The sequence below is a fragment of the Bacillus sp. ILBB4 genome (genome assembly GCF_035064545.1).
Taxonomy (GTDB): domain Bacteria; phylum Bacillota; class Bacilli; order Bacillales; family Bacillaceae_H; genus Priestia.
This window is the reverse complement of the sequence record NZ_JAIQVD010000001.1, coordinates 407444-432674: the sequence shown is the minus strand read 5'-3', so window position 1 is coordinate 432674 and position 25231 is coordinate 407444. Positions and strand designations below refer to the sequence as shown.

Annotated in this window: 22 protein-coding genes; all 22 read left to right on the top strand. The window is 39.6% G+C overall.

The features are described from left to right. Positions 1-39: 39 nt before the first annotated feature. The 22 genes from LAV82_RS02370 (at position 40) to LAV82_RS02265 (ending at position 24995) form a co-directional block, all read left to right on the top strand. A complete protein-coding gene (locus tag LAV82_RS02370; protein ID WP_499715603.1) occupies positions 40-2397 on the top strand; it encodes an FtsK/SpoIIIE family DNA translocase in 2358 nt (785 codons plus the stop codon). 638 nt (positions 2398-3035) lie between these two features. Next, a complete protein-coding gene (locus LAV82_RS02365; protein WP_013058817.1) occupies positions 3036-3761 on the top strand; it encodes a GntR family transcriptional regulator in 726 nt (241 codons plus the stop codon). Between the two features lie 133 nt (positions 3762-3894). Next, on the top strand, positions 3895-4983 hold the full coding sequence (locus LAV82_RS02360; RefSeq protein WP_013058816.1) for a BMP family lipoprotein: 1089 nt from the start codon (positions 3895-3897) through the stop codon (positions 4981-4983). A gap of 119 nt (positions 4984-5102) precedes the next feature. Continuing rightward, on the top strand, positions 5103-6632 hold the full coding sequence (locus tag LAV82_RS02355; protein WP_013058815.1) for an ABC transporter ATP-binding protein: 1530 nt from the start codon (positions 5103-5105) through the stop codon (positions 6630-6632). Continuing rightward, a complete protein-coding gene (locus LAV82_RS02350) occupies positions 6629-7690 on the top strand; it encodes an ABC transporter permease (RefSeq protein ID WP_013058814.1) in 1062 nt (353 codons plus the stop codon). The genes LAV82_RS02355 and LAV82_RS02350 overlap by 4 nt, the downstream gene beginning before the upstream one ends. Then, the gene (locus LAV82_RS02345) at positions 7687-8646 is read left to right on the top strand and encodes an ABC transporter permease (protein WP_211077410.1); all 960 of its coding nucleotides are present in this window, start codon (positions 7687-7689) and stop codon (positions 8644-8646) included. The genes LAV82_RS02350 and LAV82_RS02345 overlap by 4 nt, the downstream gene beginning before the upstream one ends. A gap of 258 nt (positions 8647-8904) precedes the next feature. Beyond that, a complete protein-coding gene (yfmF, locus tag LAV82_RS02340; RefSeq protein ID WP_013058812.1) occupies positions 8905-10200 on the top strand; it encodes an EF-P 5-aminopentanol modification-associated protein YfmF in 1296 nt (431 codons plus the stop codon). Further along, positions 10187-11470, top strand: a complete 1284-nt coding sequence (gene yfmH, locus LAV82_RS02335; protein WP_211077411.1) for an EF-P 5-aminopentanol modification-associated protein YfmH — start codon at positions 10187-10189, stop codon at positions 11468-11470. The genes yfmF and yfmH overlap by 14 nt, the downstream gene beginning before the upstream one ends. A gap of 63 nt (positions 11471-11533) precedes the next feature. Next, positions 11534-12259 carry an elongation factor P 5-aminopentanone reductase gene (gene ymfI, locus LAV82_RS02330; RefSeq protein WP_013058810.1) on the top strand — a complete coding sequence of 242 codons (726 nt, stop codon included), beginning with the start codon at positions 11534-11536 and terminating at the stop codon, positions 12257-12259. Positions 12260-12324: 65 nt separating this feature from the next. Further along, positions 12325-12585, top strand: coding sequence for a DUF3243 domain-containing protein (locus LAV82_RS02325; RefSeq protein ID WP_013058809.1), 261 nt, complete (start codon positions 12325-12327; stop codon positions 12583-12585). Positions 12586-12798: 213 nt separating this feature from the next. Further along, entirely contained in the window at positions 12799-13590 is a 792-nt protein-coding gene (locus LAV82_RS02320) for a DUF3388 domain-containing protein (RefSeq protein WP_013058808.1), read from the top strand. Between the two features lie 12 nt (positions 13591-13602). Continuing rightward, positions 13603-14586, top strand: coding sequence for a helix-turn-helix domain-containing protein (locus LAV82_RS02315; RefSeq protein WP_255285006.1), 984 nt, complete (start codon positions 13603-13605; stop codon positions 14584-14586). Between the two features lie 144 nt (positions 14587-14730). Next, positions 14731-15315 (top strand): CDP-diacylglycerol--glycerol-3-phosphate 3-phosphatidyltransferase, encoded by a 585-nt coding sequence (pgsA, locus tag LAV82_RS02310; RefSeq protein ID WP_499715598.1) that lies wholly within the window; start codon positions 14731-14733, stop codon positions 15313-15315. 16 nt (positions 15316-15331) lie between these two features. Next, entirely contained in the window at positions 15332-16573 is a 1242-nt protein-coding gene (locus LAV82_RS02305; protein WP_029320633.1) for a competence/damage-inducible protein A, read from the top strand. Positions 16574-16772: 199 nt separating this feature from the next. Beyond that, the gene (recA, locus tag LAV82_RS02300; protein ID WP_013058804.1) at positions 16773-17810 is read left to right on the top strand and encodes a recombinase RecA; all 1038 of its coding nucleotides are present in this window, start codon (positions 16773-16775) and stop codon (positions 17808-17810) included. A gap of 280 nt (positions 17811-18090) precedes the next feature. Further along, complete coding sequence (gene rny / locus LAV82_RS02295) at positions 18091-19650, top strand: ribonuclease Y (RefSeq protein ID WP_013058803.1); 1560 nt, start codon at positions 18091-18093, stop codon at positions 19648-19650. A gap of 81 nt (positions 19651-19731) precedes the next feature. Beyond that, positions 19732-20529, top strand: a complete 798-nt coding sequence (gene ymdB, locus LAV82_RS02290; RefSeq protein WP_029320635.1) for a 2',3'-cyclic-nucleotide 2'-phosphodiesterase — start codon at positions 19732-19734, stop codon at positions 20527-20529. Between the two features lie 223 nt (positions 20530-20752). Further along, entirely contained in the window at positions 20753-21013 is a 261-nt protein-coding gene (gene spoVS / locus LAV82_RS02285) for a stage V sporulation protein SpoVS (protein WP_003181955.1), read from the top strand. Positions 21014-21088: 75 nt separating this feature from the next. Beyond that, complete coding sequence (locus LAV82_RS02280) at positions 21089-22006, top strand: dipeptidase (protein WP_013058801.1); 918 nt, start codon at positions 21089-21091, stop codon at positions 22004-22006. Between the two features lie 184 nt (positions 22007-22190). After that, entirely contained in the window at positions 22191-22367 is a 177-nt protein-coding gene (locus tag LAV82_RS02275) for a hypothetical protein (protein ID WP_499715595.1), read from the top strand. Between the two features lie 17 nt (positions 22368-22384). Then, complete coding sequence (locus LAV82_RS02270) at positions 22385-24142, top strand: 2-oxoacid:acceptor oxidoreductase subunit alpha (RefSeq protein ID WP_211077414.1); 1758 nt, start codon at positions 22385-22387, stop codon at positions 24140-24142. Then, the gene (locus LAV82_RS02265; protein ID WP_013058799.1) at positions 24129-24995 is read left to right on the top strand and encodes a 2-oxoacid:ferredoxin oxidoreductase subunit beta; all 867 of its coding nucleotides are present in this window, start codon (positions 24129-24131) and stop codon (positions 24993-24995) included. The genes LAV82_RS02270 and LAV82_RS02265 overlap by 14 nt, the downstream gene beginning before the upstream one ends. Positions 24996-25231: the final 236 nt, after the last annotated feature.

Below are 25231 nucleotides of genomic sequence, written 5' to 3'. Positions count from 1 at the left end.
AATCAACATAGAGTGTTGGACGTTGATTGGAGTGGAAAAATGGCAAAGAAAAAACGAAGAGGTCAAATAAAAAAGGATGAATGGAAACGCATATTGCGCTTTGAGCTTATTGGCTTATTTTTATTAGCATTAACGTTAATTGCCATGGCAGGACTGGGTGCTGTAGGACAGGCCCTTGTACTAGTGGTCCGCTTATTTATGGGCGAATGGTATATGCTGTGTTTAATCGGAATGGCTATTCTATCTGTTTATATTATTTGGAAAAGAGAAATGCCTCCTTTAGTGACGCGGCAGCTTATCGGTACATATCTCATTATTTTATCTATTTTACTGTTTAGTCATGTTACGTTATTTGAAAATTTATCAAAAAACGGAACGTTTACAGATCCGTCTGTCATTATGAACACGTGGGATTTGTATATGCTCGAAGCAACGGGCCAGTCGAATCACAGTGATTTAGGCGGAGGGATGATAGGAGCTATTATGTTTGCCATGTTCTACTATCTATTTGATAGCTTAGGAACAGAACTTATCGCTGCCTTGCTTATTGTGATTGGGGTACTGCTTATTACCGGACGTTCGCTTCACGAAACGGTATTAAAACTTTTGTCACCTCTAGTGAATTTTTTAACAACGGAGTTAAAAGAAGGCTGGCAAGATATTCAGACGTGGAAACATAAGAAGAAAAAAGCTCCTAAAACAACAAAAAAGAGACGACAAGAAAAAGCTGTGCAAGAACCTGAAGAAAGCATGGACATAGAAGTAGAAGCACCTTCGCCTCCAATTATTGAACACTTTGACTACGGAGAGGAAGAGTCTAGTCAATCTCCTGCTGCTCCTATAGCTCCAGCGCCGCCGGTTATGGAATCGAAACCTGTAGCTGCTGCACCGCAACAGCCAAAGCCGCAAAAGGAACAGGAAGAAAAAAAAGCTCCTATGATTACATTTACTGAAACGGAAAATAAAGAGTATGAGCTTCCTCCTATCAAGCTATTAACGATGCCAAAGAAAAGCAACCAGGCAAAAGAGCATAAAAACATTTATAAAAATGCCGAAAAACTTGAAAAAACGTTTCAAAGTTTCGGCGTAAAAGCAAAAGTGGCAAAAGTTCACCTTGGACCAGCTGTTACAAAATATGAAGTATATCCTGATGTAGGAGTAAAAGTAAGTAAGATTGTCAATTTAAGTGATGATCTAGCACTTGCATTAGCTGCCAAAGATATTCGGATTGAAGCTCCAATTCCCGGGAAATCAGCGGTAGGAATTGAAGTGCCGAACGAAGAAGTAGCGATGGTTTCACTTAGAGAAGTACTTGAAGCAACTGAAAATAACCGACCGGATAAAAAGCTATTAGTTGGTTTAGGAAGAGATATTTCAGGCGAAGCTGTGCTAGCAGAGCTTAATAAAATGCCTCATATGCTTGTAGCAGGCGCAACAGGAAGCGGAAAAAGTGTGTGTATCAACGGTATTATTATTAGTATTTTAATGAGGACAAAGCCTCATGAAGTAAAATTAATGATGATTGACCCTAAAATGGTTGAGCTCAATATGTACAATGGTATTCCGCATTTATTGGCTCCTGTTGTAACGGATCCGAAAAAAGCTTCTCAAGCCTTAAAGAAAGTTGTAAGTGAGATGGAGCGACGTTATGAGTTGTTTTCACACAGCGGAACGAGAAACATTGAAGGATATAACGATTTAGTAAAACGTATGAATGATGATGGAGACGCCGATGCAAAACAGCCGACTCTTCCTTATATTGTGGTGATTGTCGATGAGTTGGCTGACTTGATGATGGTTGCTTCATCTGACGTCGAAGATTCGATCACACGTCTTGCTCAAATGGCTCGTGCTGCCGGCATTCATTTGATTATTGCTACACAGCGACCATCAGTAGATGTTATTACTGGGGTTATTAAAGCAAACATTCCTTCCCGAATCGCTTTTAGTGTATCTTCACAAACTGACTCTCGTACGATCTTAGATATGGGAGGAGCTGAGAAGCTTCTAGGAAGAGGAGATATGCTGTTCATGCCTGTTGGAGCTTCAAAACCTGTGCGTGTGCAAGGTGCCTTTTTATCAGATGAAGAAGTAGAAGAAATTGTTGATTTTGTAATTGCACAGCAAAAAGCGCAGTATCAAGAAGAAATGATTCCAACCGATGCTCCTGAACAAGTTGATGATTTTGCAGATGAGCTATATGACGAAGCGGTACAGCTTGTAGCAGAAATGCAAACAGCTTCTGTTTCTATGCTGCAGCGACGCTTTCGAATTGGCTATAACCGGGCTGCACGCTTGATCGATGCAATGGAAGAGCGTGGAGTGGTGGGGCCTTATGAAGGAAGTAAGCCGCGTTCCGTGCTGATTTCTCAGCAAAATGAGGATGTTGGATCTTAATAATGTTACTAGAAAAGATGAGGCTGGGACAAAAGTATTTTAGCTGAAGTGAAAAACGAACCATTAATCAATATGTTTGATTAGTGGTTCGTTTTTTTTGTTATGATAAACGTAGGTTTCATCTGTTTCGTTCCTTCTAGCAGTTGATTGAAGGGCAGGGCGAAGACTCCTGCGGGAAAAGCGCAAGCGACGAGGAGGCTCATCACCCGCCGGCGGAAACCGGAGTTTTACACGGAAATCAACTGCAGTGTCAAAAGCTGTTCAGCTCATTATCCCATTTGTTCGTCTTTAGTTTGAATTCATTTCGTTATGTCTCAACCTCTTTTTTTATGGAATAAGAGACGGTAAGAATAGTATCATACAAAAATATGTCATGCTAAATAAATGAAATAAAAACGAATATTAAAAAATTTAATGACTAAAATGTTTGGTTTTTATCTAATATTAGAAGAAAAGCAGGTTGTTAGGTATGCTGACATTGAAAAATAACAAAAATTCATTTTTTTAAAAAAATAATAATAATTTTAATAAAAAATTAATATAACCTATTTATTTATCTGTCGAAAAATGATATATTATTTTCGATTAAGTAGTCGAACATCAGAGGTCTGATGACTTTTTAATATGGGGGAAGAATGATGTCTATACGTGCGGATAATCGGCACTTGTATTTACAAGTGATTGATAAAATTAAACAAAATATAGAAAAAGGAATTTTTAAAGAAAAGGAAAGACTCCCTTCAGAGTTTGATTTATCAAAGCAGCTAGGGGTTAGCCGCGCAACGTTACGTGAGGCACTTCGCATATTAGAAGAAGAGAATATTATTGTTCGCAGACACGGCGTGGGAACATTTGTCAACACGAAGCCTACTTTTTTGTCAGGGATTGAGCAATTAAATAGTATAACACATATGATTGAACAAGCCGGTATGAAGGCTGGAACAATCTTCTTATCTTCTCAAATACAAGAGTTGTCTGAAAATGATTTAACACGTTTTGCTTGCGGGGAAGACGAACAGATTTTATTTGTTGAACGGGTGAGAACGGCAAACGGAGAGCCGGTTGTATATTGCATGGACAAGGTTCCTCAAAAAATATTGCCTGAAAATTTTGAATATAAACAAGAGTCTTTGCTAGAAATTCTTGAAAAACAAGCAGGAAAACATATTTCATACGCAGTGGCAAACATTGAGCCTCTAGGCTATCATGAAAAAGTTTCTCCTATTTTACAATGCGAACCAGAAACCGCTTTGCTTGTGCTGAAACAAATGCATTATGACCAGCATGATGAACCCATTTTATATTCCATCAATTATTTTAAAGCAGATCAATTTAGTTTCCAAGTATTGCGTAAACGCGTCTAGTTTTTTTGTGGTTAAATGTCAGAAAATTTATAACTGTTTAACATTGTCCTTTTAAGGAGGTGTCAAATGTAGGTCACAAGGACGAAATAGAAAATTGGCTTTATACTTTTAAAACTATTCAGGGGGTTAAAACATGTTAAAACGTAAAACGGGACTTGCATTATCACTAGTATTAGCGGCAGGAACACTTTTAAGCGCGTGTGGCTCAGACGACGCAGGTAAGAGCGGCGGAGATAAAAAAGCGGCGGATTTTAAAGTGGGAATGGTAACAGATACGGGCGGGGTAGATGATAAATCGTTTAACCAATCTGCTTGGGAAGGTCTGACAAAGTTTGGGAAAGATAACGGACTTGATGAAGGGACTGGATATAAGTATTTGCAGTCTACAAAAGCATCTGAATACGAGAGCAATCTTTCTAAATTTGCTGAGAGTGGCTACAACTTGACGTATGGAATTGGCTTTTTATTAAAGGAAGATATTAAAAAAGCAGCAAAGCAGTATCCAGATGCTAACTTTGCATTAGTAGACGATACGCTAAAGTCAGAGAACTTAGATAACGTGGCAAGCATTCTATTTAAAGAAGAGCAAGGCTCTTTCTTAGTAGGTGTAGTGGCAGCTAAACAAACGAAAACGAACAAAATCGGCTTTATCGGAGGCGTTGAATCTCCATTAATCAAGAAGTTTGAAAACGGATTTAAAGCAGGTGTTAAATCTGTAAACCCAGATGCTGAAGTTATCTCTCAATACGCAGAAAGTTTTAACTCTCCAGAAAAAGGTTCAGCTATTGCTTCTACCATTTACAGCAAAGGCGCTGATATTATTTATCAAGCGGCTGGCGGTACTGGAAACGGCGTATTTACAGAAGCTAAAAACCGTTCAAAAGGCGGGAAAGACAAAAAGGTTTGGGTAATTGGAGTTGACCGCGATCAGCATGAAGAAGGTATGCCTGAAAACGTAACGTTAACTTCGATGGTTAAACGCGTTGACTTGGCTGTAGAAGATGTTGCCAAAAAAGCAATGGACGACAAATTCCCAGGTGGTAAAGAAGTTGTGTTTGGCTTAAAAGAAGACGGAGTAGGAATTGCTCCATCACAAGATAATGTAAGCAAAGATGCGTTAAAAGCAGTTGATGAGTATAAGCAAAAAATTCTAGACGGTGACATTACGGTGCCTCAAACGGATAAAGAATTTAAAGAGTTTGAAAAAACGCTTAAAAAATAAGTTGACGTCTGTTAAGCAATGATTATATGAGTATAAAAGGCTAGTGAAAACTAGCCTTTTTCATAGCCAAAAAACGGAAGACAGAATCCTGTAGCAGGCAGGAATAGGGAGTGAAAGCAGTGGAATATGTTATTGAAATGCTAGATATTCGCAAAGAGTTTCCCGGTATTGTCGCTAATGACAATATTACACTCCAAGTGAAAAAGGGAGAAATTCATGCTTTGTTAGGAGAAAATGGTGCAGGTAAGTCAACGCTGATGAACGTTTTATTTGGACTTTATCAGCCTGAAAAAGGGCAGATTCGTGTAAACGGCCAAGAAGTCAAAATCACGGACCCTAACGTAGCGAATGACTTAGGGATTGGGATGGTTCATCAGCATTTTATGCTCGTTCAAAACTTTACAGTAACAGAAAATATTATTCTTGGAAACGAACCGACGCGCACGGGGAAAATCAATATTAAAAAAGCAGCTCAAGATATTCAAGAGCTTTCAAATCAATATGGATTATCGGTAGATCCATATGCGAAGATTCAAGATATCTCAGTTGGCATGCAGCAGCGAGTGGAAATTTTAAAGACGCTTTACAGAGGAGCCGACATTCTTATTTTTGATGAACCTACTGCCGCCTTAACACCTCAGGAAATTACGGAATTAATTCAAATTATGAAAAAATTAATTCAAGAAGGAAAGTCGATTATTTTAATTACGCATAAATTAAAAGAAATTATGTCAGTATGTGACCGCTGTACAATTATTCGAAAAGGTGTCGGGGTTGGCACGGTAAATGTGCAAGAGACCAACCCTGATGAACTTGCTGCTTTAATGGTAGGAAGAGAAGTGCATTTTAAAACTGAAAAGAAAACAGCGACTCCAAAAGAAGCTGTGTTAACAATAAAAGAATTAGTAGTAGAAGACAGCCGAGGAGTAGAGGCTGTAAGTTCACTTGATCTAAGCGTTCGGGCAGGCGAAATTGTAGGCATCGCGGGTGTAGATGGGAATGGTCAAACAGAGCTGATTGAAGCAATTACGGGTCTGAGAAAAATAAAGTCGGGCTCGATCACATTAAAAAATCAAGAATTGTCTACGTTATCCACTCGTAAAATTACGGAGTCAGGAATAGGACATATTCCGCAGGATCGTCATAAGCACGGACTGGTATTAGATTATACAATAGGTGAAAATATTGGCCTTCAAACGTATTATCAAAAGCCGATGTCTAAATCAGGTATTTTAAATTATAAAGAGATGTATAAAAAGGCAAAAGAACTAATTGCAGAATATGATGTGCGAACGCCTAGTGAATATACACAAGCGCGATCGCTATCGGGGGGGAATCAGCAAAAAGCCATTATTGCCCGTGAAGTAGACCGCAGTCCGGAGCTATTAATTGCAGCTCAGCCAACGAGGGGGCTGGACGTAGGGGCCATTGAATTTATTCATAAGAAACTGATCGAAGAACGAGATAAAGGACGAGCAGTGCTGCTTGTTTCGCTAGAACTGGATGAAGTAATAAATTTAAGCGATCGCATTGCGGTTATTTATGAAGGGAAAATAGTCGACATTGTAGATCCAAAAGAAACGAATGAACAAGAGTTAGGCTTATTAATGGCAGGCGGTACGCGTGAGAAAGCGGGTGGAACAGCATGAATAAACTTGTGAAAAATGAACGTGTAATGATGATTTTGATCCCTGTTGTATCGGCCATATTAGGACTCATTGCCGGAGCGGTTATTATGTTACTAGGCGGCTATGATCCAATGCTTGGCTATCAATCTCTTTTTGACGGGATGTTTGGAACGCCAAAAGCCATTGGAGAAACGATTCGTGCCATGACTCCTCTTGCTCTGGCTGGTATCGCGGTTGCGTTTGCTTATAAAACCGGTCTCTTTAACATTGGAGTAGAAGGACAGCTTTTAGTTGGCTGGTTGGCTTCAGTATGGGTTGGGTATGCGTTTGATTTACCAGCAGTCATTCATATTCCTTTAGCTGTATTAGCAGCAGCTGCAGCTGGAGCAGTTTGGGCGTTTATTCCAGGATTTTTAAAAGCAAAATTTCATGTTCATGAAGTAATTGTTTCCATTATGATGAACTATATTGCCCTTTATACAACGAGCAGCTTAATCCGTACGTATTTATATGCGGGTAATGAAAAATCGTATGATATTAAGGAATCGGCATCTTTAGCATCAAGCTTTTTAGCACAGTTAACCGATAACTCCCGCCTTCATTACGGCATTCTTATTACCATCGCTGCAGCCATCGTAATGTGGTTTATTTTGAATAAAACAGCTAAGGGCTTCGAGCTAAGAGCTGTTGGTTTTAATCAACATGCTTCACAGTATGCAGGAATGAATGTAGGCCGAAACATTGTGTTATCCATGGCGATTTCAGGCGCTTTTGCCGGGCTTGCCGGGGCAATGGAAGGGCTTGGAACATTTCAGTATATGGGCACATTCACTGCGTTTACGGGTACGGGATTTGACGGTATCGCCGTAGCTCTTTTAGGGGCTAACAGCGCAATTGGAATTTTATTAGCTTCATTCTTTTTCGGAGGATTGCAAACTGCGGCTCCTCAAATGAACTTTATGACAGGCGTACCGTCTGAATTAATTCAAATTGTCATTGCGCTTATTATCTTTTTTGTTGCATCTAGTTATTTAATTCGCTGGGTGCTTGGCCGTGCAGGCAAGGGGGGAGCAAAATGAACTTCTTAGAGGTGTTAGCCATTATTATTCCAGCGGCGCTTTATTCAGCTGCACCGCTTATCTTTACCGCGCTCGGAGGGATATTTAGTGAACGTTCCGGGGTCGTGAACATCGGATTAGAAGGGCTGATGATGTTTGGCGCGTTTACAGGTATTGTTTCAACCCTTTTACTTCAGGATTCATTAGGTGCTTGGGCCCCGTGGGTAGCGATAGTAATTGCGGCTGTTGTTTGCGCTGTGTTTTCGCTGATTCATGCTGTTGCAAGTATTACATTAAAAGCAGATCAAACTGTAAGTGGTGTAGCGCTGAATTTTCTAGCTGCGGGTCTTTCAATCTTTTTAATCAAAAAGATTTTTGGGAAAGGACAAACAGATTTTATCCAATTCCGTATCGATAAAGTAAGTATTCCAGGTCTATCAGACATTCCAGTAATCGGTAAAATTCTGTTTTCGAATGTTCCTATTACGTCCTATATTGCAATTGCGTTAGCTTTTGCTGTATGGTACATCATTTATAAAACGCCGTTTGGTCTTCGTCTTCGTTCAGTTGGTGAACACCCAATGGCAGCAGACACGATGGGGATCAAGGTTGTGAGAATGCGTTACGTTGGAGTTATGATTTCCGGAATGTTAGCTGGAATCGGCGGCGCGGTGTATGCTACATCTATCGCTACAAACTTTGCAGCGGGAACGATTGCTGGACAAGGGTTCCTTGCTATTGCAGCTATGATTTTTGGAAAATGGCATCCTATTGGTGCTTTAGGCGCAGCCGTGTTTTTCGGGTTAGCCCAGTCTTTGAGTATCACGGGAGCTCAGATTCCGGTTATTCAAGATATCCCATCCGTCCTTTTAACCATTGCACCGTACGTATTAACAATCTTAGCACTTACTGGTTTTGTAGGACGTGCTGAGGCTCCTAAAGCGCTAGGCGTTCCTTATGAAAAAGGCCGCCGCTAATAAATCCTCTATACGAGGTCTAACAATGACTAAAGTTGGATAAATATAGAAGGTGGAGACAAAGGAATCATATTCTTTTCTCCGCCTTTTTTTCATTGGGAGAAAGAATATGAAAAGAAATGAGGAAGCGCGCGGCAAGTTACTTGAAAATGTTTCCTTGAATTCGATATAGTGGTTATAAGACTAAAATTAGCGTTAAAGATTCAAAATAGAAGTATTGTCTAGTTAATACATCAAAATTTAAAAGGAGGTTTATACATGAAATTATTGACTGAACAAAAACATGAACTAGAAGGATTGACTGTTCACACCATTCAAACAGCTAAGTACAAAACAAACACGTTCATTTTAAAACTAAATGCCCCTTTAGATAAGAAAACGGTGACAATGCGTGCCCTTTTACCTTATGTGCTTCAAAGCGCTACCGAGTCGCTGCCGTCTACGACAAAGCTTCGTACATATTTAGATGAGCTTTATGGTGCTACTTTACAAGTAGACTTAACAAAAAAAGGTGATAACCACGATATTACGATTCGCATTGATATAGCGAATGAAAAATATTTGAAAGATTCAACTCCGCTTTTGCAAAAAGCGTTAGCGCTTCTTGGCGATATTTTATTAAAGCCAGCAGTTGAAGGGGACTCTTTTTTAAAGGATATTATGACAAAAGAAAAGCGTTCGCTTCGTCAGAGAATTCAAGCCGTATTTGATGATAAAATGCGCTATGCTAATTTAAGATTAGTCGAAGAAATGTGTAAGGAAGAACCTTACTCTTTACATGTAAACGGTCAAATTGACGACGTGGAAGAAATTACAGGTGAAAGTTTGTACGCCTATTATCAGCAGGTGTTAAAAGAAGATGCCATTCACCTTTATGCTATTGGAGATTTGCAAGTCGAAGAGGTTTTACAAACAGTAAAAGAAACATTTACGTTACCAAAGCGCGAGCAAAAAGACATTGAAGATTCTATTACGTCTAAAGATATCTCAAAAGTAAATGAAGTAGTGGAAAAACAAGAAGTAAAACAAGGGAAATTAAATATTGGCTACCGCACAAATGTTGTGTATGGAGATAGACAGTATTTTGCTCTGCAAGTATTTAACGGTATATTCGGAGGTTTCTCACATTCTAAGCTATTTATCAATGTGCGTGAAAAAGCAAGCTTAGCCTATTATGCCGCTTCAAGGGTAGAAAGTCATAAGGGATTACTGATGGTCATGTCGGGTATTGATGCTAAAAATTACGACCAAGCCGTGACCATTATTAAAGAACAAATGCAGGAGATGAAGCAAGGGTCGTTCACAGACGGCGAAATCGCTCAAACAAAAGCCGTCATTCACAATCAGCTGCTTGAAACGGTGGATACTCCACGAGGACTAGTAGAGGTTATGTATCATAATGAATTAACAGGCAAAGACATTTCAATTGACGAATACTTAAAGCATATTGATGCGGTATCTAAGCAGGAAATTATTAAAGTGGCTGAGAAAATTGAAATGGATACAATTTATTTCTTAACAGGAACGGGCGGTGAAGAAAATGGAGAAAATTGAATTTTCGCAGCTTCAGGAACAGCTGTATCATGAAAAAATGGATAACGGGCTGCAGGTATATATTTTGCCAAAGCCGGAGTTTAACAAAACGTTTGCTACCTTTACAACGAACTACGGATCGATTGACAATCAATTCGTACCACTAAATGAAAATGAAATGACAAAAGTTCCGGACGGAATTGCACACTTTTTAGAGCATAAATTATTTGAAAAAGAAGACGGGGATGTCTTTCAGCAGTTTAGTAAACAAGGTGCTTCGGCCAATGCATTTACTTCTTTTACCCGCACAGCTTACTTATTCAGCTGTACGTCAAATTTTGAGGAAAACCTTGAAACATTAGTGGACTTTGTACAAGAGCCGTACTTCTCAGAAAAAACGGTCGAAAAAGAAAAAGGCATTATCGGTCAAGAAATTACAATGTATGACGACAATCCGGACTGGCGCTTGTATTTTGGTACCATTCAAAATATGTACAAAAACCACCCTGTTAAAATTGATATTGCCGGCACGATCGAATCGATTTCACATATTAATAAAGATTTGCTGTATACATGCTATGAAACGTTCTACCATCCAAGCAACATGCTGTTGTTCATTGTAGGCCCTGTTAATGCGGAAAAGGTCATGAAGCAAGTTCGAGACAATCAGCAGAAAAAAGATTATAAAGAAATATCTGACATACAGCGTCACTTTGACGAAGAGCCTGAAACGGTGGATCAAGAAAAACAAGTACTAAAAATGCCGGTGCAATCTTCTAAATGTATGGTGGGTCTAAAAGCGAAAAATCCGCAGCGTTCAGGTGGAGAAATGCTTAAATATGAGTTAGCAATGAATATTATCTTAGATTACGCATTTGGCAAAAGCTCTTCGTACTATGAGGAGTTATATGCAGACGGGCTCATTGATGAAACATTTGCTTATGATTATACGGAGGAAAGAGGATTTGGTTTTGCTCTTATTGGGGGAGATACGGACCAACCCGAGCAGCTGTATGATCGAGTTAAACAAATTTTACTTGAAATGAAAACAAAATCACTAACAGAAGAAGAACTTGAACGTATCCGTAAAAAGAAAATCGGCGGATTTTTACGTTCATTAAACTCACCTGAGTTTATCGCTAATCAGTTTACACGCTATGCATTTAATGATATGAATTTATTTGATATTGTTGAAACGCTGGAAAAACTGAAGGTGAACGAAATAAAAGATGTGCTAAACGAGATTATTGATGAAAAGAACTTTACGGTTTGTGAAGTAGTACCTAAATAAAGATGATTGTTGCCAAAAAAGCTGATGTTCATCAGCTTTTTTGCATGTAAAGGAGAGAAGGTTATGGAGAAATTTGCCCTTGTGACAGGTGCAAGCGGAGGAATTGGCACAGCGATTGCTAAGCAATTGGCTGAGGATGGATATTCGCTTATTTTGCATTACCATCAACGAAGAGACAGAATAGAGGCGCTTGCACATGAGCTTGCTGAAAAGGTAAAAACCGTGTTTACGGTACAAGCGGATTTATCATGTAAAGAGGGAGTGGAGAAGTTTTTAGAGGAAATTATTGTTCCGGTAGAAGTTATTATTCATAACAGCGGACGAAGCGTTAGCGGGTTAATGACAGATACTCCGGCAAAAGAAACCGAAGAAATGATCTATCTTCACATCACGGCTCCCTTTGTTATTACCAAAGCTTTATTACCTAAAATGATTAGTGCTAAAAGCGGACAAATCATCATGATTTCTTCCATTTGGGGACTTACAGGAGCTTCATTTGAAGTCCTTTATTCAATGGTAAAAGGTGCACAAAATACGTTTGTAAAAGCTTTGGCAAAAGAGGTTGCACTAAGTGGGATTCGAGTAAATGGAGTTGCGCCCGGAGCGATTGAAACGGATATGATGGCCAGCTATTCAAAAGAAGAGGTCAAAGAGCTGGCTGAAGAGATCCCTTTAGGAAGAATAGGATATCCAAAAGAAGTGGCAGATGCGGTTTCATACTTAATATCTTCACGAGCTTCCTACATAACGGGACAAATATTATCGGTTAATGGCGGTTGGTACATATAAAGTGTGCATAAAATCAAAAACACGGTACAAACTATGATATGAATAAACCTTAAGGAGGGCTACTCATGTCAGTATTAGAAAACTGGGATAGCTGGAAAGATTTTTTAGGCGACCGTTTACATCATGCGCAAAACGAAGGAATGCAAGAAGAAGTTATTCATGATCTTGCTTATCAAATTGGTGGATATTTAGCAAACCAAGTTGATGCAAAAAATGATCAAGAGCGAATTTTAGCAGACCTTTGGAGCGTTGCTTCTAAAGAAGAGCAGCATGCAATTGCGAGCAGCATGGTGAAATTAGTTCAAAATAACGGATCAGTAAAATAAGTTATCGTTTTTAAAAAGGAGCTAATTCACCGCATGTGAAAGCTCCTTTTTTCTTAGAAATAAATAGTACAAATAAATAAGCGCTTACATACATAACAAATGTAGAACTACTTGTCTTTAGGGTTTATAATATAATGGAAATCATTTATAGTTAAACTAGGTGAAAAAAAGGGGGCACCTCTCGAAGGCCAGCCAAGAAATGGGAGGGGTTTGATGGAGAAAATTGAGTGGTATTTAGAATATCAAATACAAAAAAATCGTCCGGGTCTTTTAGGTGATATTTCATCGCTTCTTGGAATGTTGTCAATTAATATTGTCACAATTAACGGAGTGGATGATATTCGCCGTGGATTATTGCTGCGCTGTGATTCACATGAGCAAATAGACAGGCTTGAATCTATTTTGAAAACAATGGATAATATCATTGTGACAAAAATGAGACCGCCTAAATTGCGTGATAAGTTAGCAGTGCGTCACGGTCGCTATATTCAGCGGGACGCAGATGATAAAAAGACGTTCCGTTTCGTAAGAGATGAATTAGGTTTGCTCGTAGATTTTATGGCGGAACTGTTTAAACAAGACGGTCATAAGCTTATCGGCATTCGAGGTATGCCGCGAGTAGGCAAAACCGAATCCATTGTAGCAGCTAGCGTATGTGCGAACAAAAGGTGGCTTTTTGTGTCTTCTACACTCTTAAAACAAACGATTCGCAGTCAGCTTATTGCTGACGAATACAACGCTGATAATATTTTTATTATTGACGGGATTGTATCGACAAAACGAGCGAATGAAAAGCACTGGCAGCTTGTTCGAGAAGTAATGAATGTACCCGCGACAAAAATTGTGGAGCATCCGGATGTATTTGTACAAAATACCGAGTATTCGTTAGATGATTTTGCCTACATTATTGAAATAAGAAACGACCCCAATGAGAAAATTACATATGAAATAATGGAAGGTCCTCAAATGTTTCAAGACGGTGGATTATCGATGTTTGATTTTTAGCATAATTGGTAGGTGTTAGCATTGACAGAGTTAGGACAAAGGTTAAGACAAGAACGAGAAAACAAAGGATTGTCGTTAGAGGATTTACAAAAACTAACGAAAATTCAAAAACGCTATTTACTTGGCATTGAAGAAGGCAATTATGAGGTTATGCCGGGGAAATTTTACGTACGAGCGTTTATTAAGCAATACTGCGAAGCAATTGGGTTGGACACAGATGCTATTTTTGAAGAATACAAATCAGACATTCCTTCAACTCAAACAGAAGACATGCCGCAGCAGCTTTCGCGCGTTCGCAGCCGCAAAGAAATTCCTCAGCATACAAAAGGAGTTTCAAAAGCATATGACTACCTTCCAACTGTTCTAGTGGTGGCGGGAGTTGTAGTTGTTGGGATTATTATTTGGGTAATCGCTCAAAATATCGTCTCGGATAAAAACAAGGAGCAGGCTAACCAAGAAGCTCCAAACAGCGAAGTTCAGCAGTCTAACACGCAGGAAGAAACGAATGAAACTACTGCAAAAAATGACAATAGCAAGTCAGAAGATGAACAAAGTGCTGCTGATAAGAAAGAACAAGAAAAAGAAAAAGCTGAAAAAGAAAAAGCCGCAAAAGAAAAAGCTGAGAAAGAAAAAGCTGAAAAAGAAAAGAAAGACAGCGGTAAACAAGAATACAAGGAAGTTCAAAAAACAGGCAGAAGTGCTACGTATGCTCTTTCCGGTACAGATGCATTTAATCTAGAAGTAACATCCACTCAAGCAGATACTTGGTTAGATGTGAAAAATGGAAAAGGAAATGCTTTCTTTAGCTCCATTCTAAAAAAAGGTGAAACAAAAGAATTTGATTTGACGAAAGAAACTGAAGCTCGTGTCAACATCGGTTATTCACCTGGAGTAGAGTTAAAAGTAAATGGAAAAGCGGTTGACTTGCCGTTTGATTCATCCAAGCAAGTTCGACAAGTTGTAACGATTCAATATCAGCCGGCAGAAGCACAGTAAACACCCTGTTTTAAAAAGTGATCAGGGTGTAAATAAAGATAATATGTGAATTAATCACTCATTCACGCTATAATAAAACCAAAGCCGTGCAAACAATTTCGTTTGCACGCTTTCAGTTTGTAACAGTAATTGGAGGCAGAAGAAGTGAATTTACCAAACAAGATTACCATTTCGCGGATTTTCCTAATTCCCGTATTCCTCATTTTTATGATGGTGCCGCTACCATTTGGCACAGTGGAGGCAGCAGGAAAAGAGATTCCGATCGCTCACCTATTAGGGGCAGCATTATTTATTATTGCATCTACAACAGACTGGATAGACGGATACTATGCCCGAAAGTACGACTTAGTCACGAACTTGGGCAAATTTTTAGATCCACTAGCAGACAAGCTATTGGTTTCAGCTGCGCTTGTAGCTATTGTTGACTTAGATTTAATTGCAGGTGCAGGATGGGCTGGTATCATCATTATTAGCCGTGAATTTGCTATCACTGGTTTAAGACTTGTACTAGCAGGGGAAGGGGAAGTTGTAGCAGCAAATATGTTAGGTAAAATTAAAACATGGACTCAAATTTTAGCTATTTCAGCTATTCTGTTGTATAACTTGCCTTTTGAATGGGTTTCCATTCCATTTGCTAGCGTAATGCTTTGGATCTCAGTGATTTTTACGGTTATTTCAGGCTGGGACTACTTTGCTAAAAACAAACAGGCTTTTGTTAACTCAAAATAAGTAAGATGGAGATGATATGATGAACGCTGAAATTATTGGAGTCGGCTCTGAGCTGCTGCTTGGACAAATTGCCAATACAAACGCTCAGTATTTATCGAAAAAATTAGCCGAACTTGGAATTAATGTTTACTATCATACGGTAGTAGGAGATAATGCACAGCGCTTAAAAGAAGTGATTGCTACAGCTCAAACGCGTGCAGAGTTAATTATTTTCACAGGCGGGCTTGGTCCTACAAAAGATGATTTAACAAAAGAAACAATTGCGAGTGTGTTAGGAGTAGAGCTGACAACAAATGCAGAAGCACTTGAAAGCATTGAAGCCTATTTCAAACAGTCAAATCGTGTCATGACACCTAACAATAAAAAACAGGCAATTGTGCTAGAAGGTTCGGCAGTGCTCCCTAACGATTACGGAATGGCTCCAGGTATGGGGCTTACGGTAGAGGGAAAACACTATATGCTATTTCCCGGGCCACCAAAAGAGCTTTATCCAATGTATGAATCGTATGGCCAAGAATTTTTAGCTCAAAAGCTTGAATTAAAAGAAAGTATTGAATCACGCGTTCTTCGCTTTTTCGGAATAGGAGAATCACAGCTTGAGACGGAAATTGAAGATTTGCTTGATGCGCAAACCAACCCGACGATTGCGCCGCTAGCAGGAGATGGAGAAGTGACGCTTCGCTTAACTGCTAAGCACGCTAATGCTGCTGAAGCACAGCGCATGTTAGACGAAGTGGAAAAAACCATTTCAGAGCGCGTAGGCGAGTATTTATATGGATACGAAGCAACTTCTTTACATAATGAATTGGTAAAAGAATTAACGGCACAAGGATTAACGATTGCTTCAGCCGAAAGTTTAACCGGCGGTTTATTCAGCGAACGTTTAACAACTGTTTCAGGTTCTGGAGAAGCTGTAAAAGGCAGCCTGGTCGCCTATCATTATGAAATCAAGCAAAATATTCTCGGAGTGAGCGAACACACGCTGAATCAGTACGGAGCCGTTAGCGAGCAGTGCGCGGCTGAAATGGCTCAGCGTATTCAACAGTTATACAAAACGGATATTGGCATCGGGTTTACAGGTGTAGCTGGGCCCTCCAAACAAGAAGGACATCCTGTAGGAACAGTATATATAGGGGTAGCCTATAAAGATCAAGCTCCTCAAGTTTACAGCCTGCAGCTATCTGGAAGCCGCCAGGGGATTCGTTCACGAACGGTTAATTATGGCTGTCATTACGTATTAAAGATGATAAAGAAATAAAGAAAAAAGGCTGTTTGGTTTTTCCAAAACAGCCTTTTTTTTATAAAATAATAAACGAACATTTATTCGCTTTTTGCTTGTCAAACGACTCGAAAACTAGTATAGTAAGTTATAGAAAGTTGTTAATTCGACATTGCTACTACATCGTAGTAAGTTTGCAGTTTATAGATGATTTCAAAGAGATAGAGGAGGAAATTGAGTGAACGATCGTCAAGCAGCCCTTGATATGGCTTTAAAACAAATTGAAAAGCAATTTGGTAAAGGTTCAATTATGAAATTAGGTGAACAAACGGAAAAAAGAATTTCTACAATTCCAAGTGGTTCATTAGCGTTAGATATAGCTTTAGGTGTAGGTGGATATCCACGTGGACGTGTAGTTGAAGTATACGGTCCAGAAAGCTCAGGTAAAACAACAGTTGCTCTTCATGCGATTGCAGAAGTTCAACAGCAGGGCGGACAGGCTGCATTTATCGATGCGGAGCACGCGTTAGATCCTGTATATGCTCAAAAATTAGGTGTGAATATTGATGAGCTATTATTATCTCAGCCTGATACGGGAGAACAAGCGTTAGAAATCGCTGAAGCTTTAGTTCGAAGCGGTGCCGTAGATATTATCGTTGTTGACTCAGTAGCAGCATTAGTGCCAAAAGCGGAAATTGAAGGAGAAATGGGAGACTCTCACGTGGGTCTACAAGCTCGTTTAATGTCTCAAGCATTGCGTAAACTATCTGGAGCTATCAACAAGTCTAAAACAATCGCTATCTTTATTAACCAAATTCGTGAAAAAGTCGGCGTTATGTTTGGTAACCCTGAAACAACTCCTGGTGGACGTGCGCTTAAATTCTATTCTTCAGTGCGTCTAGAAGTACGTCGTGCAGAGCAGTTAAAGCAAGGAAACGATATTGTAGGTAACAAAACAAGAATTAAAGTTGTGAAAAACAAAGTAGCTCCGCCTTTCCGTGCTGCTGAAGTAGATATTATGTACGGAGAAGGTATTTCAAAAGAGGGTGAAATTTTGGATATCGCTTCTGAACTAGATATTGTTCAAAAAAGTGGATCATGGTATTCATATAATGACGAGCGTCTAGGTCAAGGTCGTGAAAATGCAAAACAATTCTTAAAAGAAAATACTGATATTCGTCAGGAAATTGCGGGACAAGTGCGTGAACATCATGGTTTAGACCAAGATGGAGAGCCAGCTCCTGAGGATGACGATCAAGGCGATTTAAATATTTAATTTGCTGCGAGATAAAAAAAGACTCCTCTATTTCAAAGAAGGGGTCTTTTTTTTGTAAAAATTGTTAATGCTAGAAAAGTAACATACGAAATTTCAATATATACTGTAGAGGCAGGCTTGACAATAAAAATGCACAGATTTACAATTAAGATGTATATTTTCCCTTTTTAAAACATTTTAGCGTTTAAAAGCCTTTGTGTGTATATTGAAAGGTGAATACGATGTACATGCCGACATGAAATTTAAAACTTACAAGTTTATAGCAAGGGGAGGTGAAATGATGGATACTAATACAATCATCTTCGCTTTGCTTGGCCTAATCGTCGGTGCAGTTGTTGGCTTTTTTGTTTGTAAATCGATTGCTGAAGCTAAAATTGCGGGAGCAAAGTCTAGTGCAGAACAAATTATCGATGAAGGAACCCGCGAGGCGGAAGCTTTGAAAAAAGAAGCTTTACTAGAAGCGAAGGATGAAATCCATCAGCTTCGTACAGAGGCAGAACAAGATATTCGTGATCGTCGAGCAGAACTTCAAAAACAAGAAAATCGATTAATGCAAAAAGAGGAAAATCTTGATCGTAAAGACGAATCACTTGATAAACGTGAAGCGTTACTTGAAAAGAAAGATGATTCTCTTACTGTTAAACAACAGCATATTGAAGAGATGGAAAGCAAAGTTGAAGAAGTAGTACGTGCACAGCAAACAGAGCTAGAGCGCATTTCAAGCTTAACAAGAGAAGATGCAAGAGCGATTATTTTAGATCGTGTTGAGAATGAACTTTCCCACGACATTGCAATAATGGTAAAAGAAACAGAAAACCGTGCAAAAGAAGACGCCGATAAAAAGGCGAAAGAAATTCTTTCACTTGCTATTCAACGTTGCGCAGCAGATCATGTTGCTGAAACGACTGTCTCAGTTGTTAACTTGCCAAATGACGAAATGAAAGGCCGAATTATTGGTCGAGAAGGTCGAAACATCCGTACGCTTGAAACTTTGACAGGAATTGATCTTATTATTGATGATACGCCAGAAGCAGTTATTTTATCAGGATTTGACCCAATTCGTCGTGAGACAGCAAGAATTGCACTTGATAAACTCGTTCAAGATGGTCGTATCCATCCCGCGCGTATTGAAGAAATGGTTGAAAAATCTCGCCGTGAAGTGGACGAATATATTCGTGAAGTTGGTGAACAAACGACGTTTGAAGTCGGTGTTCACGGGTTGCACCCAGACTTGATGAAAATTCTTGGTCGCTTAAAATTCAGAACAAGCTATGGTCAAAATGTGCTGAAACATTCAATGGAAGTAGCGCATTTATCAGGACTTATGGCTGCTGAATTAGGTGAAGATGAAACGTTAGCCAAACGAGCAGGATTGTTACATGATATTGGTAAAGCAATTGATCATGAGGTAGAAGGAAGTCACGTAGAAATCGGTGTTGAATTAGCTACAAAGTATAAAGAACATCCGGTTGTTATTAACGCGATTGCTTCTCACCATGGAGATACAGAACCAACATCAATCATTGCTGTACTAGTTGCAGCAGCGGATGCATTATCTGCTGCAAGACCAGGTGCTCGTAGTGAGACGTTAGAAAACTACATTCGTCGTCTTGAAAAGTTAGAAGAAATTTCAGAGTCTTATGAAGGCGTTGAAAAATCATTTGCGATTCAAGCAGGGCGTGAAGTTCGTATTATGGTGAAACCAGATACGATTGGTGATTTAGAAGCGCATCGACTTGCTCGAGATATCCGAAAACGAATTGAAGATGAGCTGGATTATCCTGGCCACATCAAAGTAACCGTTATTCGTGAAACAAGAGCAGTAGAGTATGCAAAATAAAAATGAAGTGGCGTTTCGCCACTTTATTTTTTTTCGTAGAGATGAAGATGCAGATTAAGAATGAAGTATAGGAGCTTTTACATGAGAATTTTATTTATTGGAGACGTAGTTGGTTCTCCAGGCCGTGAAATGGTTGAAGAATATTTACCAAGATTAAAAAGAAAATACTCTCCGGGACTTACAATTGTGAATGGAGAAAATGCAGCTTCGGGCAAAGGCATTACTGAAAAGATTTATCGTCAGTTCTTACAAGCAGGGGCTAACATTATTACCCTTGGTAACCACGCGTGGGACAAACGCGAAATTTTTGATTTTATTGACGATGCAAAAAATCTTGTTCGTCCAGCTAATTTTCCTGAAGGTACACCGGGCAAGGGAATTACGTATTTTACGTACAATCAGCTTGAGGTAGCCGTGATTAATTTACAAGGGCGCACGTTTATGGCTCCGCTTGATTGTCCATTTCATAAAGCAGATGAACTGATTGAAGAAGCACGTCAGCGCACTCCGCTTATTTTTATTGATTTTCATGCTGAAACAACAAGTGAAAAGCAAGCGATTAGCTGGTATGTGGACGGTCGTGTCAGCGCTGTTGTCGGCACTCATACGCATGTTCAAACAGCTGACAATCGTATATTGCCAAAAGGAACAGCCTACATCTCTGACGTAGGAATGACGGGACCTTATGACGGCATTTTAGGGATGGAGCGCGAAGCTGTTATTAAGCGTTTTTTAACGTCTCTTCCTGTTCGATTTGAAGTGCCAAAAGAAGGAAGAACGCAGCTTAGTGGAATCGTTATTGATATTGATCAAAAGACGGGGAAAGCAACAAAAACAGAGCGAATTTTAATTAACGAAGACCATCCATTTTTTGAATAAAGGGAAAAAGTCAATGTGTCGAAAGACGATACGTTGGCTTTTTTATTTTGTCAAAAACGTAAAAAGAAAAAAGAAAGGTGTAGAAATATAAGTTTTTGAATATTTAGGAAAAACAAGCAGGAATACGTTTGACATATCGTGAATATAGTAACATTGAAATCAATTAAGTCATTGGTCTAATGATCTCTCATCATACATTGTAAAGAATAAGGAGGAGCTAGATATGGAAATATTAAAAGTTTCAGCAAAGTCTAATCCAAATTCAGTTGCTGGTGCCTTAGCAGGTGTACTGCGCGAACGCGGCGCAGCAGAAATTCAAGCCATTGGGGCCGGGGCGCTTAATCAAGCAGTAAAAGCTGTAGCAATCGCAAGAGGGTTCGTTGCACCAAGTGGGGTTGATTTAATCTGCATCCCAGCTTTTACAGATATTCAAATTGATGGAGAAGAGCGAACAGCCATTAAATTAATTGTAGAGCCGCGATAATTATAAAAACCACGGACCTGTAAAGCATAGAAGCCAAACAGGTCCTTTTTGTATAGAGTTAAAGGGGTGTGGGTTGTGATATTTGATGCTCATTGTGATGTATTGATGAAACTCTGGCTAAATAAACGTTTATCTTTTACATATGATTCAGCGCTGCATGTGACGTTAGAAGGAATAAAAAAAGCAAAAGGGAAAGTTCAGCTATTCGCTATTTATATTCCAGAAGCGGTTCCGGCAGCTCAGCGCTTTGATGTTGCGTTAGAAATGATCCAGCTGTTTCAGAGTCATATTTTATCGCTTCCCGGTGTGAAATGGGTTCGTTCAAAACGCGATATAGATAGCTTGAAAAAAGGTGAAATAGGAGCAATGCTGACGCTTGAAGGCTGCGATGCCATTGATACAAGTTTAGTTCGCTTAAAGACACTTTTTTCACTGGGTGTACGTTCAGTAGGTTTGACATGGAATTACAGCAATGCTGTGTGTGACGGTATTTTAGAACCTCGCGGCGCGGGATTATCTTCTTTTGGAAGAGAAGTTGTTGAATTGAACAATGAATATAAAGTGTGGACGGATGTCTCTCATTTATCGGTAAGAGGTTTTTGGGATGTGATTGAGCTAGCGCAATATGTAGTGGCTACTCATTCCAATTCACACGTATTGTGTTCTCATCCCCGGAATTTAAGAGACGATCAAATTCATGCTTTAATAAAGCGAAACGGCGTGATTGGCATTACGTTTGTGCCTGAATTTTTAACGAGTTCTGCCAAAGCGCAAATAGCGGATGTGATCCGCCATCTTGATTACATGTGTGAAAGAGGAGGCGAATACTCCGTTGGTTTTGGCTCTGACTTTGACGGCATTGACAAAACGGTTCATCGTCTCGGAAGATATGAACAGTATACAAATTTAATCGAAGAACTCCTTAAGCATTACACTGAGGATCAGGTAAAACGTTTTCTGTTTCAAAACTTTGCTGATCGTGTATGCAGCTAATAAAAAAAGAGCTTTTTCTTCTTGGAAAAGCTCTTTTTTATACAAGTTATTTATATACTAATGCCTCATGTGAAGGCAGGAAAGATCATTAAAAAACTTCATCTTATTCATTAAATATAAATATAATTAAAACGATTGAGAATTCAATGGAAAGGGTTGCATTTTTCTGGCAATCGGAATAAAATTGAAAACGGATTACGGAGCTGCTCAAGCAGAAATGTATCCTGCACAGCGGCAAGGTGCTGTGGGAGTTTTGCAGATGATTTTGGTTGGTGAAATGCAGAAGCAAATGAAATCGTTTGCTAATTTACTTTTTTCAGTTTTTATCAATAAAATAGATTTCTATATTATGAGCAATTAAAGGAGTGGCGTTGATTTATGGTACAGCAACTTTCATGGAAAGTTGGCGGACAGCAGGGTGAGGGAATCGAAAGTACGGGAGAAATCTTTTCAACCGCTTTAAATCGATTAGGTTATTACTTATACGGCTATCGTCATTTTTCTTCTCGTATCAAAGGTGGACATACAAATAATAAGATTCGAGTGAGTACAACTCAGGTTCGATCTGTGTCAGATGATTTGGATATTTTAGTTGCGTTCGATCAGGAAACAATCGATGTAAACGTCCATGAGCTGCGCATAGGTGGCGTTGTAATTGCAGATGCGAAATTCAACCCAAGTCTGCCCGAAACATGTACAACTGCTACGCTATATGCTGTTCCGTTTACGGAAATTGCAACGGAATTAGGAACGTCGCTAATGAAGAACATGGTTGCTGTTGGCGCTTCAAGTGCTGTGCTTCATATTGACACAGAAGTATTTGAAGAAGTAGTGCTTGAAATCTTCGGTAAAAAGGGCCAGAAAGTTGTACAAAAAAACATGGAAGCTATTAAAAAAGGTGCAGATTACATTCGTGAACAGCTAGGCGAACAATTAGAAACAATGAAACTAGATCCAGCGGATGGTAAAAAACGTATGTTTATGATTGGAAACGATGCGATTGCGCTAGGTGCTTTAGCCGGTGGGGCTCGTTTTATGCCAGCATATCCAATTACCCCTGCTTCAGAAATCATGGAATACTTAATTAAAAAGCTTCCTCAATTTGGTGGAACCGTTATTCAAACAGAAGATGAAATCGCAGCATGTACGATGGCTATCGGAGCTAACTATGCAGGCGTACGTGCGCTGACAGCATCAGCTGGACCTGGTCTATCATTAATGATGGAGTCGATTGGATTAGCGGGAATCACTGAGCAGCCTGTTGTTATTATAGATACGCAGCGCGGCGGTCCAAGTACAGGGCTTCCAACTAAGCAAGAACAGTCGGATTTAATGGCCATGATTTACGGTACGCACGGTGAAATTCCGAAGATCGTCATGGCGCCAAGTACGGTTGAAGAAGCATTCTACGATACGATTGAAGCGTTTAACTTAGCAGAAGAATATCAGTGTCCAGTTATTATGCTAACGGATTTACAGCTTTCACTTGGGAAGCAATCAGTAGAACCGCTTGACTATAACCGCGTTGAAATCCGCCGCGGTAAGCTTCAGCAAGGAGAGCTAGAAGAGCTAGAAGAAAAACAATACTACAAGCGCTACCGCGTAACAGAAGACGGCGTATCACCACGCGTCATTCCTGGAATGAAGCATGGCATTCATCACGTGACGGGAGTAGAACATGATGAGACAGGAAAGCCATCTGAATCTCCGGTGAACCGCGATGATCAAATGAATAAGCGTCTTCGTAAAACAAAAGGAATTCGTTTTAATACGCCAATTCATGTTCACTCTCATGAAAAAGAGTCTGATATTTTATTTGTTGGATTTAATTCGACGCGTGGAGTCATTGAAGAGGCAATGGAACGTTTGGAACAGGACGGTATAAAAGTAAATCACGCTCACATTCGTTTAATTCATCCTTTCCCAGCTGACGAACTGCTTCCTTACGTGCAAGGAGCTAAAAAAGTAGTCGTCGTTGAAAACAATGCTACTGGACAGCTTGCTAATATTTTAAAAATGAATATTGCAAGTCATGATAAAATTCAAAGCGTATTGAAGTATGATGGAAATCCATTTCTTCCGCAAGAAGTATACGCAAAAAGTAAGGAGATGTTTGTGTTAAATGGCAACGTTTAAAGATTTTCGTAACAGTGTAAAACCTAACTGGTGTCCGGGGTGTGGAGATTTCTCCGTACAAGCAGCCATTCAACGCGCATCTGCTAACGTAGGTTTAGAACCTCATGAGCTTGCTGTTATTTCAGGTATTGGATGTTCTGGACGTATCTCTGGTTATATTAATTCATATGGTTTTCACGGTATTCACGGACGTGCGCTTCCAATCGCTCAAGGTGTGAAAATGGCTAATCGTGACTTAACCGTTATCGCATCTGGCGGCGATGGAGATGGGTTTGCTATCGGTATGGGACACACGGTACATGCGATTCGCAGAAACATCGATGTGACGTATATCGTAATGGATAACCAAATCTATGGTTTAACAAAAGGACAAACATCTCCTCGTAGTGAAGTAGGATTCAAGACAAAAAGTACGCCTGAAGGATCAATCGAGTCGTCTTTATCTGTTATGGAGCTTGCGTTAACTTCTGGAGCAACGTTTGTGGCTCAAAGCTTTTCAACGAATTTAAAAGAGTTAACAAGCTTAATTGAACAAGGCATCCAGCATAAAGGTTTTTCTTTAATTAACGTATTTAGCCCGTGCGTAACGTATAACAAAGTGAACACGTATGATTGGTTTAAAGAAAACCTAACTAGTCTTAGCACAATTGAAGGTTATGATGCAAACAATCGTATGCAAGCTATGCAGACGTTAATGGAGCATAACGGCTTAGTAACAGGGCTTATTTATCAAAATGCGCATCAGCCGTCGTATCAGCAGCTTGTTCACGGTTATAGTGAAGAGCCGCTGTCAAAAGCAGACTTAGGCATGACTGAGGAAAAATTTGATGAGCTAGTAGCTGAATTTATGTAAAAGAGGCTGCAATAAAAGCAGTTTAGTAGAGGGAAAATCCGAACGTTGAACTGAGATTCTTGATGGAGAATCCAACTCGTTCGGATTTTTTCATAGTGATAGCGAACGTAGGTTTCATGTAGGGAGTGGCTTCTAGCTGTTAATTGGGGAGCTAGGAGAAGGCTCCTACGGGAAAAGCGAAATAGGTGAGAACCCGCGGGAGCGGAAGCGACGAGGAGGCTCATCGGCCGCTCGCC